Annotated in this window: 12 protein-coding genes; all 12 read left to right on the forward strand. The window is 42.9% G+C overall.

All coding sequences use genetic code 11. From position 1 onward, the window contains the following. Nucleotides 1-21 precede the first annotated feature (21 nt). The 12 genes from prfB to proB all read left to right on the forward strand — a co-directional run bounded on the left by prfB (nt 22) and on the right by proB (nt 12809). Nucleotides 22-1074: a peptide chain release factor 2 gene (gene prfB / locus OIM03_06130; GenBank protein ID HJI73852.1), complete on the forward strand. Its 1053-nt coding sequence runs from the start codon at nt 22-24 to the stop codon at nt 1072-1074. A gap of 12 nt (nt 1075-1086) precedes the next feature. After that, nucleotides 1087-3123 (forward strand): DUF5693 family protein, encoded by a 2037-nt coding sequence (locus tag OIM03_06135; protein HJI73853.1) that lies wholly within the window; start codon nt 1087-1089, stop codon nt 3121-3123. Next, nucleotides 3110-4216: a polysaccharide pyruvyl transferase CsaB gene (gene csaB / locus OIM03_06140; GenBank protein HJI73854.1), complete on the forward strand. Its 1107-nt coding sequence runs from the start codon at nt 3110-3112 to the stop codon at nt 4214-4216. The genes OIM03_06135 and csaB overlap by 14 nt, the downstream gene beginning before the upstream one ends. Then, the gene (locus tag OIM03_06145; GenBank protein HJI73855.1) at nt 4213-5046 is read left to right on the forward strand and encodes a transketolase; all 834 of its coding nucleotides are present in this window, start codon (nt 4213-4215) and stop codon (nt 5044-5046) included. Before csaB ends, OIM03_06145 begins: the two co-directional genes overlap by 4 nt. Next, nucleotides 5046-5978, forward strand: coding sequence for a transketolase family protein (locus OIM03_06150; GenBank protein HJI73856.1), 933 nt, complete (start codon nt 5046-5048; stop codon nt 5976-5978). The genes OIM03_06145 and OIM03_06150 overlap by 1 nt, the downstream gene beginning before the upstream one ends. A gap of 9 nt (nt 5979-5987) precedes the next feature. Further along, nucleotides 5988-6674: a cell division ATP-binding protein FtsE gene (gene ftsE / locus OIM03_06155; protein ID HJI73857.1), complete on the forward strand. Its 687-nt coding sequence runs from the start codon at nt 5988-5990 to the stop codon at nt 6672-6674. Then, a complete protein-coding gene (gene ftsX / locus OIM03_06160; protein HJI73858.1) occupies nt 6667-7551 on the forward strand; it encodes a permease-like cell division protein FtsX in 885 nt (294 codons plus the stop codon). The genes ftsE and ftsX overlap by 8 nt, the downstream gene beginning before the upstream one ends. 3 nt (nt 7552-7554) lie before the next feature. After that, nucleotides 7555-8721 carry a peptidoglycan DD-metalloendopeptidase family protein gene (locus tag OIM03_06165; GenBank protein ID HJI73859.1) on the forward strand — a complete coding sequence of 389 codons (1167 nt, stop codon included), beginning with the start codon at nt 7555-7557 and terminating at the stop codon, nt 8719-8721. A 68-nt stretch (nt 8722-8789) separates the two neighbouring features. Further along, the gene (locus tag OIM03_06170) at nt 8790-9872 is read left to right on the forward strand and encodes a S41 family peptidase (protein ID HJI73860.1); all 1083 of its coding nucleotides are present in this window, start codon (nt 8790-8792) and stop codon (nt 9870-9872) included. 201 nt (nt 9873-10073) lie between these two features. After that, nucleotides 10074-11369, forward strand: coding sequence for a GTPase ObgE (obgE, locus tag OIM03_06175; protein HJI73861.1), 1296 nt, complete (start codon nt 10074-10076; stop codon nt 11367-11369). A gap of 20 nt (nt 11370-11389) precedes the next feature. Next, complete coding sequence (yhbY, locus tag OIM03_06180; GenBank protein ID HJI73862.1) at nt 11390-11680, forward strand: ribosome assembly RNA-binding protein YhbY; 291 nt, start codon at nt 11390-11392, stop codon at nt 11678-11680. Further along, entirely contained in the window at nt 11667-12809 is a 1143-nt protein-coding gene (gene proB / locus OIM03_06185; protein HJI73863.1) for a glutamate 5-kinase, read from the forward strand. Before yhbY ends, proB begins: the two co-directional genes overlap by 14 nt. Nucleotides 12810-12886 lie beyond the last annotated feature (77 nt).

The raw sequence follows: 12886 nt of genomic DNA on the forward strand, positions 1-12886 counted from the left end.
GTCATGAGAGAGAAATAAGGGATTCACTTTGACTTACCTAGACTGAAAGAACGAATTAAGAGCTATGACGTCCAGATGAGCGATCCGACATTCTGGAATGATGCTGACAAAGCCAGAGAAATTTCCCAGAAGGCAACGGAAGCAAAGGATGCTTATGAAACATATACAAATCTGTTCCAGCGGGCAGAAAGCTTAAAGGATATCCTTGACCTGGCAATCGAAGAGGATGACCAGGAAATGGAGCCTGAGGTTGCAGAAGAATTAGCCGAGGTCAAGGCAATCCTTGATAAAAAGGAAATAGAACTTCTTCTGAGTGGCCAGTATGACAAGAATAATGCCATTATCACGTTCCATGCCGGTGCTGGTGGTACGGAAGCTCAGGATTGGACAGAGATGCTCATAAGAATGTATATCAAATGGGCTGAATCAGAAGGTTTTACGATAGAAGAACTCAATATGCTCCCAGGCGATGAAGCTGGTATAAAGAGTGCGGAATACATGGTCAAGGGAGAGTATGCTTACGGTTTCCTGAAATCCGAAAAAGGTGTTCACAGACTTGTCAGGATATCTCCGTTTGACGCTGCCAAACGACGCCATACTTCATTCTCTGCTGTTGATGTAATGCCGGAAATCAGCGATGATGTCCAGGTGGACTTGAATATGGCCGATGTCAGAGTCGATTACTATCGTTCGAGCGGAGCAGGCGGACAGCACATTAACAAAACAAGTTCAGCTGTCCGTATGACACATATTCCTACCGGTATTGTGGCAGCCTGCCAAAACGAACGTTCACAGTTCCAGAATAAAGAGCAGTGCTTAAGACTCCTTCGCGCAAAGCTTTATGAACTAGAATTGAAAAAGCGTGAAAACATGACAAAGGAAATTGAGGGCGAGCAGCAGCCTATTGAATGGGGCAGCCAGATTCGTTCCTATGTTTTCCAGCCGTACACACTGGTAAAAGATAACAGGACTGGTGTAGAAACAGGCAATATCCAGGGTGTCATGGACGGAGATCTGAATCCATTTATCGAAGGTTACCTGAAGATGAACAAGTTCAACTCCAAGGCACAGTAAAAGGTGGAAATAATGAAAGCTATGCATGGTGGTTTTGTTAAGGTTTTAACAGTTTTAATATGCATTGGTGCAATTGCTGCAGGGATGATCTCCCTGCAGCGTAATCATGTAGAAACTGCTGCAAGAACCGTAGAAATGGTTTATGATTACAATAATATTATCGACAGCGCATCTGTGGAGAAAAAAACACCGGATGAGCTTTTTTCGCTTTATAAGCAAAGTGGTATAACCTCTCTGGCAGTGTATGATGAGACTCCTGAGAAATTAGTTAATCATAACTATCTGAAGGTTTACCGTGGTTCTGATTTTGCTTTTAGAAATCCTTCTGAAGCAGGCATGATCGATAAAGATAAGATTTACATTCAGCAGGGTTCAGGAGATAACAGCGCCGAATATTTCGGCGAAGTAAAAGAGCATCTTAATGCACTTCTTCGTCCTGAAGATTTAGAGGAACATCAAATTGCAGGGACTGATACGCTTGAAGTGAACGGAGCATATGATAAATTTATGACCATGCCCCTTGGCATTTTCAAGCAATCTATAAAAAATGCAGCTGCAAAAGGATTTTACGTAGTAGTAAGACCATCCAATATCCCGCATGTAACACAAAATGATGTTCAGCTGTTTTTGGATGCTGTATCGTCTTCGGATAAAGTGAGTGCTGTTATATTCCAGGGGAAAGAAGCGTTGGGATATAAAAGCCAGCTTAAATATCTTGCTGGCGGTCTCCAGAAACTTAAAATTCCCGTTGTTCTTATAGAGGCTCAGAACCAGCTCGGTTTTGAACGTCAGGACGGTATTTTGGATCTTGCAAAATATATGGATTATGATGTCGCCCGCCTGTATGCCATGTCAAAAGACGAGCTGATTAAAATCAATCCGGATGAGGCTGCATCCAGATTCTATATTTCTGATATTGAACGAAATATAAGGATGAATCTTTTCCCGTCTTACAAGTTTGCTGCTGATGGCAAGACCTTGTCTGAGACGAATGCAGGATATATTTCTGATGTCAGGCAGAGGCTTGAAGAACATGGTTTCTCAGTCGGGAAAGCTTCCATCATGGAACCATATTTCCCTAATTCCATAGTACGCGCTATTGCTATGGCAGGCGCTGCATCATTATGTGTACTTGCATTTGTTCTGATATTTCCCGCAGCATTTAAATTCGGATATGCGATTGAAATCGCTGTACTTCTTCTTACACAGGGAATGTTCTGGCTGACGCATTCTGTCCTGCCTTTGCAGATGCTTGCCCTTGGATGTGCCGTCTGCACTCCGGTAGTTGTTGTGTCCTTGTTCCTTGAATATTGCATCAAGCAGAAGAACAAAGCTTTCTCCGAAATCAGCTGGGGTAAACTCTTTGTGGAGTCCGTTGCTATTCTGTGGATTGCAGGGATTCTTTCCCTTATCGGCGCTTTGTTTATCAGCGGTCTTCTCGGTGATATCAGATTCTTGCTGGAGATGCAGATTTTCAGAGGCGTAAAGGTAACCTTTTTGCTCCCGATCATCCTTGTGTCCATTATCTATATTCAGAAATTCCCCTTCTTCGGACATGTTGTTGCATCAGACAGAGACTTTGTTCAGTTTGTCAAGAAATTCTGCTCTATCCAGATAAAGCTGGGATTATTGGCCGGGCTTGGGATTCTGGCAATTGTTGGGTATGTTTTTATAGGCCGCAGTGGTAATAACGGAGCCCCGGTACCTGCTTTTGAAATCGCATTAAGACGCTTCCTGGAAGATACCATGTATGCCCGTCCAAGAGAGAAAGAGTTTCTGTTCGGACATCCTGCCATCCTGCTGTCACTGGCTGCATTATATAGGAAATGGCCACAGATTCTGCATTATCTCTTAATTCTTGCGGTAACGATAGGGCAGGGATCCATGGTCGAAACCTTCGCACATATGCGCAGCCCCTTCATTCTGAGCTTTATCAGGGGACTGGATGGACTGGCCGCTGGCACGCTGTCCATGGTTGCAGCACTTTTGGGTGTAATGATTCTGGCAAGAATTACGAAGTTTTTTGGAGAACGATATGGCAAATTATAAGATCGTAATCTCTGGCTATTATGGTTTTAATAACGCCGGTGATGAAGCCATGCTGTCAGCCATAATACAGTCACTGAGAGGTACCTTTGATACTCCGGAGATTACTGTTATTTCTGGTTCTCCAGCCAAAACATCCAGAGTTTTTGATGTTAAAGCAATTCCGCGCTTCGGCATGTTTCCTATCATAAAAAGTATATTCCGTTCTGATCTCATCATAAGCGGAGGCGGAAGCCTCCTGCAGGATGTGACCAGCTGGAAAAGCATGATTTATTATTTATCCATTATTACACTGGGAGTATTATTCAGGAAACGAGTCTTCCTTTATTCACAGGGGATAGGACCTGTCAGATACCGTGTAATCAGAATTGTACTGAAACATGTCCTTAATCATGTGGATGTTATAACGGTCAGGGATAAGGAATCAAAAGGGTTTCTTGAAAGATTGGGTGTCAAACGCAGGATATATACAACTGCTGATGCTGTCCTTTCACTGCATCCTCCTAAACTGGAACCCGGAAGAGCAATTCTTGATGAAGAGGGAATTCCTGCCGATAAGAAAATCATTGGCGTTGCTATCAGACGCTGGGATAAAAAATATTCCTGGACGAATGATTTGATTTCCTACATTAATAAGATTGCTTCGTTGAAAGATTATGCTGTTGTCTTTATACCGATGCAGTCACCTGATGACAGAGTGGCTTCCGAAGAAATAGCAGGAAATTTTGCTAAGGAAAATATTTTCCGTCTGCAGGGCGGATATACTCTGGACGAATTAATTTCCATTATCGGCAATTGTAATCTGATTGTTGGAATGAGACTGCATGCTTTGATATTTTCTGCACTGATGAGGGTTCCCTTTATCGGGATTTCCTATGACCCCAAAATAGATAACTTTTTGAGTTTGATTGGTCTTGAACCGGGCGCTTCAGTGCAACATCTGGATGCAGAAAAGTTGTATAATAAGACATGTCACATTCTTGAACACGGAATGCCTTCCGAGGTATGGGATTCTGTTCAAGATCTTCAACATTATGCAGGTGAAAATGCTAATATTCTGAAACGCTTTGTTGAAACAAAGGAGGAAACCAGATGACTCATCTGAGTGAAAGTGAAATTCAGGGCCTGAAGAACAAGGCTAAAAATTTGCGTATTGATATTATAAAAATGATAACTAAAGCAAATTCGGGACATACAGGAGGCTCCTTATCTGTCATCGATCTGCTGACTTTATTGTTCTTTAAGGAAATGAAAGTGAATCCGGCTCAGCCTCATGATAAGGAAAGAGACAGACTTGTCCTCTCCAAGGGTCACGCAGCTCCGGTTCTGTATGCTGTCCTGGCTGATAAAGGATATTTCCCGAAGGAAGAATTATCTCATTTAAGACAGGCTGGTCATATCCTTCAGGGGCATCCGGACATGAAGCATATTCCGGGCGTGGATATGACAACAGGTTCCTTGGGGCAGGGAATCAGTGCTGCATGCGGCATGGCTCTCTGTGCAAAAATAGATAAAGCATCCTGGAGAGTCTATGCAGTTCTCGGCGATGGAGAATTAGAAGAAGGCCAGGTCTGGGAAGCTGCAATGTATGCAGGAAATTACAAACTGGATAATCTGACTGCATTTGTTGATAATAACGGCCTGCAGATTGACGGGCCTATTACAAAAGTCATGTCTCCGCTTCCTATTGCTGATAAATTCAAAGCTTTTGGATGGAATGTGTTATCAGTCAATGGACATGATATGGCTGAACTTCATGATGCCATTGAAGAAGCAAAAGCCACAAAGGGCAAGCCGACAATGATAATCATGAAGACTGTCAAGGGCAAAGGAATCCCTGAAATTGAAAATCAGGTTGGCTGGCATGGCAAAGCACCGTCAGAAGAGGAATGTGAAAGATTTATTAAAGTTCTGGAGGCAGAATAATGGGTAAAGCTACGCGTGACGCTTATGGTGAAGTTTTAAAAGAATTAGGTGGAGAAAATCCGGACATTGTCGTATTAGATGCTGATTTATCTTCATCAACAAAAACTCAGGTATTTGCTAAAGCCTACCCTGATCGTTTTTTCAATACCGGTATTGCCGAAGCAAATATGATGGGTGTAGCCGCAGGCTTGGCTGCTGCAGGGAAAATTCCGTTTGCATCCACATTTGCGGTTTTCGGGGCTGGCAGAGCCTATGAACAGATCAGAAACTCTATCTGCTATCCTAAATTGAACGTTAAGATCGCTGTAACACATTCAGGTCTGACTGTTGGCGAAGATGGTGCTACCCATCAGATGCTCGAGGATATTTCTCTGATGAGAGCATTGCCTAATATGACTGTAATTGTTCCTGCAGATGGTGAGGAAACAAAAGCTGCAGTACGCTGGGCAGCTTCCTATCATGGTCCTGTTTATATCAGGATGGGCCGTGCCAAATGCGAAGACATCACACCGGTTGGCCATGTTTTCAAGCCGGGATGCTGCACTACTTTAAGAGAGGGCAGTGATTTGACGATTATCGCCTGCGGAATCATGGTCGAAAAGGCAGTACAGGCCTCTGATGAATTATCAAAGCAGGGAATTTCTGCCAGAGTTCTTAACATGAGCTCTATTAAGCCGATTGATGAAGCTGCCATTAACAAAGCTGCTTCTGAAACTGGTGCCATTCTTACATGTGAAGAACACACAGTCAAAGGCGGCTTAGGCGGGGCCGTTGCTGAAGTTCTCTGCCTGAATAAACCGGTTCCCATGTCTATGATCGGTACGAATGACACATTTGGCGAATCTGGCAAAGCAGAAGATTTATTAAAGAAATACAATCTGACTTCAGATCATATTGTAGAAGAGGCAGTAAAACTTATCACTAGGAAGTGAGGATTTTTAATGATTACTTTTGATCATGTGTCATTAAATTATGATGCCAGACATACTGCTTTAAGCAATATAAATATACATATCGACAAAGGCGAGTTCGTTTTTATCGTAGGCCCCAGCGGAGCTGGGAAGTCAACCTTTGTTAAGATACTCACTCATGAATTAGTTCCTGAAACTGGTTCTGTCATTGTAAATAATATCAAGATCAATAAGCTCAAACCCAGCAAAGTACCTTATTACAGAAGAAGTCTTGGAATTGTATTCCAGGATTTCAGACTGCTGTCCGAAAAAACAGTCTTTGAGAATATAGCTTTTGTACTGAGGGTTACCGGTGCAAAATCGAAAGACATCAAGGAAAGGGTTAATAAGGTTCTCGACCTTGTAGGACTTCGTGGAAAGGAAAAAGAGCTTCCGAGCAAATTATCCGGTGGTGAACAGCAGAGAGTTGCTATTGCGCGTGCTTTAGTTAATCAGCCCACATTACTTATCGCCGACGAACCGACGGGCAATCTGGACCCTAAGACATCCGAAGAAATTATGAAGCTTTTTACCGAAATCAATCATATGGGAACAACTATCATCATGGTTACCCATAACAAAGATCTGGTTAATGCTATGCATAAAAGGGTTGTAAATATTGAGGAGGGACATATTGTCAATGATGTGAAGAAAGGTGGCTATGATCTAAATGTTTAGTTCTTTATCTTATTTTTGGGGTGAAACATTTAGGTCCCTTTTAAGAAACAGATTCATGGCCCTGGCTTCCATTCTGACAGTGACGCTCTCCATGTTTATACTTGGGGTATTTCTTGCTGCTGTTCTGAATATTAACCATATGGCGTCTTATCTGGAAAATCAGGTAGAAATGACGATATATCTTAAGGATGGTCTTAATACCAATCAGGTAATGGATGTTGGGAAACAATTGAAAGCTCTTCCTGGACTCAAGGAAATTACATTCACGAACAAGGACCAAGCCATGGCTGAATTCCGCGAAAGGATGAAAGATCAGCAGGGGCTTCTGGATGCAATCAACGGCAATCCGCTTCCTGCCTCTTACAAGACGTCTTTTGCCACTCCGAATCAGCTGAAAGAAGCTGCACAAACAGTCGCAAAATATAAGAGTGTGGAAAGTGTGCAATATGGACAGGATATTATTGAACAGCTTTATAAAGTTGCTCAGGTAATAAGAATCAGCGGCATAGTTCTTATTGCATTCCTTGCAGGCGCAGAACTGTTTATTATTTCCAATACCATCCGCCTTACAGTCTTTGCAAGAAGGCGCGAAATACAGATTATGAAGTATGTCGGCGCTACTAATGGCTTCATCCGCTGGCCATTCCTCTTCGAAGGCATGATTATAGGCCTGATTGGTTCCGGTATTGCTTCTTTCATCTTATGGGAAGGCTATAAATTAGCAATCAATGAAATGACAGAGGCAGGGCTTGTATTTATTCCTATCATCCCTCTCTGGCCATTCATGATGTATACTACCTTAATCATTTTGGCTATTGGTATAATTATCGGCATGCTGGGCAGTGCAATTTCACTTCGTAAATATATGAAGGTGTAATTAATGAACAGAAAAAATCAATTTGCTTTATCGATTATCATAGCCTGCACCTTAGCCGCGTCATCTTATCAGGGGACTTTTGCCGATGATCTTGATGATCAATTACAGGATATTCAAGGTCAGATAGATGAATCACGTAATTCTCAAGCAAATTGGCAGGAGATTATTGACCAGGTAAATGTAAAGCTGAGAGCGATCCAGGTAGATCTAGATGCTGCAAATGCCAGACTCAAAGATATACAGAATCAGCAGGCACAGATCAATGCTCAGATAAAACAGACCCAGGAGGAAATCAGAAAGGCACAGGAGCATTTGCTCCAGCGCCAGAAGGTTCTGAACCAGAGAGTCCGTTCCATCTATATGCATGGCCAGCTGAACTACCTTGAAGTTATAACTGGTGCAAAGAGTTTCAGTGATTTTGCAAACCGGCTGGAACTTTTAAAACGTGTCATCAGGTCAGATTATAATTTAATATTGGAAATCCAGAATCAGAAAGCCCAAATCGAAGCTAAAGAAGAACAATTGGAAAAGGATAAGGCAAGATTAGACGCACTCGCTCAAGAAGCTCAAAAAGCACAGAGCCAGATTGCAGCTAAGAAAGCTGAACAGCAAAAAGTTCTTGATGATGCTAAAGACAATAAAGCTGCAGCTGCTCAGATGGAACAAGATTTAATTGCTGAATCTAAGAGGGTTCATAACTTGATTCAGGAACGTCTCCGCCAGCAGGAAGCTGCCAGACAAGCCGCTTCGCAGTCCGGGGGTGAAGCACCATCCTATACGCAGGGCAGCGGAGTTCTCAGCTGGCCATGCAACGGTCCAATCACTTCTCCATATGGCTACCGTGTCCATCCGATATTTGGAACGACAATCTATCACTCCGGAATTGATATAGGTGTAGATTATGGCACTCCGATTCATGCCGCTGACAGCGGAACCGTTATTTATGCCGGCTGGATCAGCGGTTACGGGAATGCAGTCATCATAGACCATGGAAACGGAATGCAGACACTTTATGGACATAACCAGTCGCTGAATGTTTCTGAAGGTCAGAGCGTTTCAAAAGGCCAGGTTATTGCCTTTGCTGGTTCTACGGGTAATTCCACGGGACCTCACTGCCATTTTGAAGTGCAGGTAAACGGTTCAGCCGTTGACCCGATGGGTTATTTATAATGTTTAAGTTCCACATGACATGGAAGGGCATACTGCTCCATATTGTTCTTTGCCTGGCACTCTGTATCATGCTTCTTACGGGTGCGCTGTACTGGTTTACGGATGATCCTCAGGCATTTATTGGATTCCTCCGTAATTACCGTACGGTAAAGTCGGATTATTATGAGCCTGTATCTGACAGAGTCCTGTTTGAAGGCGCTGTAAACGGAATGGTGAAATCACTGGGAGATCCATATTCAACATATCTTACTGGTGAAAAGCTGAATTCCTTCATGCAGGGGATAAACGGAGAATATCACGGTATCGGCATCATTATCGGTTTTACAATCGATAAAGAACCTGTGATATTATATGTCATTCCCAATAGCCCTGCTGCCTCAGCCGGGCTGAAATCCGGAGATGTCTTGAAATCTGTGGATGGGAAGAGCATTGATGGATGGGAACCGAATGCCATCTCCCAATCAATTCAGGGAGAATCAGGAACATCTGTCAAGATTGGATATACCAGAGGCAGTGAATCTTTTTCTGCAGATATTACCCGCTCTGATATTAATATCCCCAGCGTTTCGTCTTCTATGGCAAGTCCTGATACAGGATACATTCATATATTCATCTTCGCCAAGAATACACCATCTGAATTCAAGCAGGCATTAGCCGACCTGAAATCAAAGGGTATGCAGAAGCTCATCATTGATTTACGCATGAATCCAGGTGGTTCCATCGAATCCGTAGTGGATATTGCTAATCAGATACTGAGCAAAGGACCTGTCCTGAGTTATATCCCTAAAAATGGAGCCCCTAAGCAGTATGATATAGAGGGAATTTCAAATCCTATGCCGATGGCGATCCTTGTCGACAAAAACAGTGCCAGCGCTTCTGAAATATTAGCTGGTGCCGTTCAGGCCAGACACGAAGGTCTTATTATCGGCGAAACCACCTTTGGCAAGGGAACCATACAGGATGTCATTCTTGAAAATGATCAGAATGCTGCATTGAAGATCTCAATCGGCGAATACAAGACTGCTGATGGCAAAAAGATTAACAAGGTCGGAATTATGCCTGACATAAAGATTTCCCAGGATGGAAAAGCCTTTGAGGCCGGACATGACTCCGTGTTACAGTTTGCTGTCGAAAAACTTCAGGATACATGATAAAAAGCTGCAGCGATCATCTTATATCGTTGCAGCTTTTATATATTATGAATCTTTATTTTCCAGCTTCGGTTTATATTGAAATTTACTATGCAGAAATTTCTATTATTAATTATTTAGGCATGACAGATGATATTCAAATCAGCTATAATAGAAGCTGAATGATTATATGTTTTTATTGAAAGAATCAAGAGGTTTCATATGTTTATCGATAGAGCAAAAATTATTGTAACGTCAGGTGCCGGCGGCGACGGAATGGTTTCTTTCCGTCGTGAGAAGTATGTTCCGCGTGGAGGACCGAGTGGTGGAGACGGCGGGAAAGGCGGTTCTGTCATTGTCGTCGCAAATCCTGATTTGAATACTCTCGTCAATTTCCGTCGTCACAGGCATTTTACAGCCAATAAGGGTGAAAATGGCGGTGCAAAGGAAATGTTTGGCAAAAATGCCGAAGATGTCATCATTGAAGTTCCTTTGGGAACGATGATTTATGATAATAAAACTGGCGAACTTCTTGCGGACATGACGCAGGAAGGCCAAAAAGCAGTTATTGTCAAAGGCGGACATGGCGGAAGAGGCAACTCTCATTTTGCAACAAGTGCTGTCCGTGCTCCGACATTCGCCGAAAAAGGGGAACCAGGAGAGCAGAAAGAAATCAGACTGGAACTTAAGATTTTAGCAGATGTGGGTCTTCTGGGATTCCCAAGTGTCGGCAAGTCCAGTTTCCTTAGAAAAGTTTCCGCTGCCAAGCCTGAAGTTGCAGCATATCACTTTACTACACTTTCCCCGATCCTTGGCGTGGTAAGTCTTGACGACGAAAGAAATTTCGTTGTTGCAGATATTCCGGGACTTATTGAAGGCGCAAGCCAGGGTGTCGGCCTTGGGGATGAATTCCTCCGTCATGTAGAACGCACAAAGGTTTTGATCCATATTCTGGATGCTGCCGGAAGCGAAGGCAGGGATCCTTTTGATGATTTTAACATTATCAATAACGAGCTTTCATTGTACAGCCCGAAGCTCCTTCAGAAAAAACAGATCGTTGCAGCCAATAAGATTGATTTGATACAGGATCCCAAAGTGCTTGATGATCTGAGGAGCAAAATCGAAGCGAAAGGTTATACTTTCTTCCCGATCAGTACACTGACAGGAGAAGGAATCCGCCCGCTGCTTGAAAGCGTCTGGAACCTGCTGCAGGAAATACCGGATGTCCAGAATGAGGAATCCGAAAAAGTTATTGTCTATGAAGAACCGAAAGAAGAATTCACTGTCGAAGTTAAGGACGGCGTATTCTATATAACCGGGAAGCGTATTGAAAGGCTCGTAAGCATGACAAACTTTGAGGATTACGTTTCTTTGAGACGTTTTGATCGTGCGTGGAAATTTATGGGCATCGATAAGCTGCTCAAAAAGAATGGCATTCAGGAAGGCGATACCGTCAACCTTTATGGAACTGAATTTACGTTCTCTGACAATAGAAATCAGGAAGAAACAGAAGAATAGTCTTAGAGGAGTGTCTTAATATGCTTACCAGCAAACAAAAACAATATTTGAAAGCACTGGCATCTAAAATGCCGGCAGTTCTTCAAATTGGCAAAGAGGGTAATACTGAAAGCGTCTTAAAGAGTGCGGAAGATGCTTTACTGGCCCGTGAATTGATTAAAGTTAAAATCAACCAGAATTCAGATGAAGATATCAAGGAAACCGCCTCTTATATTGCAGATAAACTTCAGTGTGATGTTGTCCAGGTGATTGGAAGGACCTGCATCCTTTTTAAGCAAAAAGAGAAGAAGTCACATTATGAGCTGCCTTGAAAATGAGCATCGGTCTTTGCTTAAGAACAAGAAAAGAATAGTAATCAAGGTTGGAACCAGTTCAATAACCTATGATAACGGCAAAATCAATCTGCGTTTTATTGATCACCTGGCCCGCCAGATATCCGATTTGAAAAACAGCGGACTGCAGGTTATTTTAGTGACCTCTGGTGCCATCGGAGTAGGACTTCCCGAACTCGGCTTTGAGGAAAAACCGGATTACCTGCCATACAAACAGGCCGCCGCAGCTGTCGGACAGGGAATACTTATGAATATTTATGAGCATACTTTTCATGAGTATGGCCAGGTTGTAGCACAGATGCTTCTTACCAAAGGCGATGCGGTAAATTCCAGCAGATACCTGTATATGAAGGGTACATTGGTTTCACTTCTTGAGCTTGGTGCGATTCCCATCATCAATGAAAATGATGCCGTTACAGCTGATGAGATAAAAATCGGAGACAATGATACACTGTCAGCTATTGTTGCCAGCATATCTGATGCAGATCTGCTGATCATCTTATCTGATATTGACGGGCTTTATGATGCTGATCCGCGGACACATGAAAATGCCAGGATCATTCATGAAGTACCTGAGTTCACACGCAGCTTATTCAGCATGGCAGGCGGCACGGGAACGGCCCGGGGTACAGGCGGAATGTATACAAAGCTGCAGGCAGCTGAAATATGCGTCCGCTCAGGAATTGACATGATTGTAGCCAAGAGTGATGAACCTGAAATCCTTTACCGGTTGATTGAGGGAAAGCAGTTAGGCACGCTTTTCTATGCTGAAAATGTCCACCCGCAGCTGAAGAAGCGCGATATCATTATCGGTACCGCTGTTAAAGGAAGAATCTATGTAGATAAGGGATGCAGTGAAGCCATCCTCCAAAAGGGATCGAGCCTTCTTCCTGTAGGAATAGTTGGTGTTGAAGGACAGTTTTCTGATGGAGATACGGTTGCCGTATATTACGGCGATACAGAATTGGCGCGCGGAATAACGCACTATGATAACTCAGATATAGAAAAGATCAAAGGCTGTCATTCAGAAAAACTAGAAAGTCTCTTGGGATATGCACCGCCATATGAAACAGTCATTCATCGAGACAATTTGTTGATCATGAGATGATAAAATGAGTATATTCACGAAATCAAAATGGATTTTGTTTTATTACACGAAACACCCAAAGGGAAAATTTGAACTAC

This window comes from Veillonellaceae bacterium (assembly GCA_025992895.1).
In the GTDB taxonomy this organism is placed as follows: Bacteria; Bacillota; Negativicutes; order Veillonellales; family Dialisteraceae; genus Dialister.

Bases quoted from the DNA above. Each gene is read 5' to 3' on its own strand.
- OIM03_06145 (HJI73855.1), top strand. From the start codon at position 4,213: ATGACTCATCTGAGTGAAAGTGAAATTCAGGGCCTGAAGAACAAGGCT.
- OIM03_06165 (HJI73859.1), top strand. From the start codon at position 7,555: ATGAACAGAAAAAATCAATTTGCTTTATCGATTATCATAGCCTGCACC.
- OIM03_06150 (HJI73856.1), top strand. From the start codon at position 5,046: ATGGGTAAAGCTACGCGTGACGCTTATGGTGAAGTTTTAAAAGAATTA.
- csaB (HJI73854.1), top strand. From the start codon at position 3,110: ATGGCAAATTATAAGATCGTAATCTCTGGCTATTATGGTTTTAATAAC.
- ftsX (HJI73858.1), top strand. From the start codon at position 6,667: ATGTTTAGTTCTTTATCTTATTTTTGGGGTGAAACATTTAGGTCCCTT.
- OIM03_06135 (HJI73853.1), top strand. From the start codon at position 1,087: ATGAAAGCTATGCATGGTGGTTTTGTTAAGGTTTTAACAGTTTTAATA.
- proB (HJI73863.1), top strand. From the start codon at position 11,667: ATGAGCTGCCTTGAAAATGAGCATCGGTCTTTGCTTAAGAACAAGAAA.
- yhbY (HJI73862.1), top strand. From the start codon at position 11,390: ATGCTTACCAGCAAACAAAAACAATATTTGAAAGCACTGGCATCTAAA.
- OIM03_06170 (HJI73860.1), top strand. From the start codon at position 8,790: ATGCTTCTTACGGGTGCGCTGTACTGGTTTACGGATGATCCTCAGGCA.
- ftsE (HJI73857.1), top strand. From the start codon at position 5,988: ATGATTACTTTTGATCATGTGTCATTAAATTATGATGCCAGACATACT.
- obgE (HJI73861.1), top strand. From the start codon at position 10,074: ATGTTTATCGATAGAGCAAAAATTATTGTAACGTCAGGTGCCGGCGGC.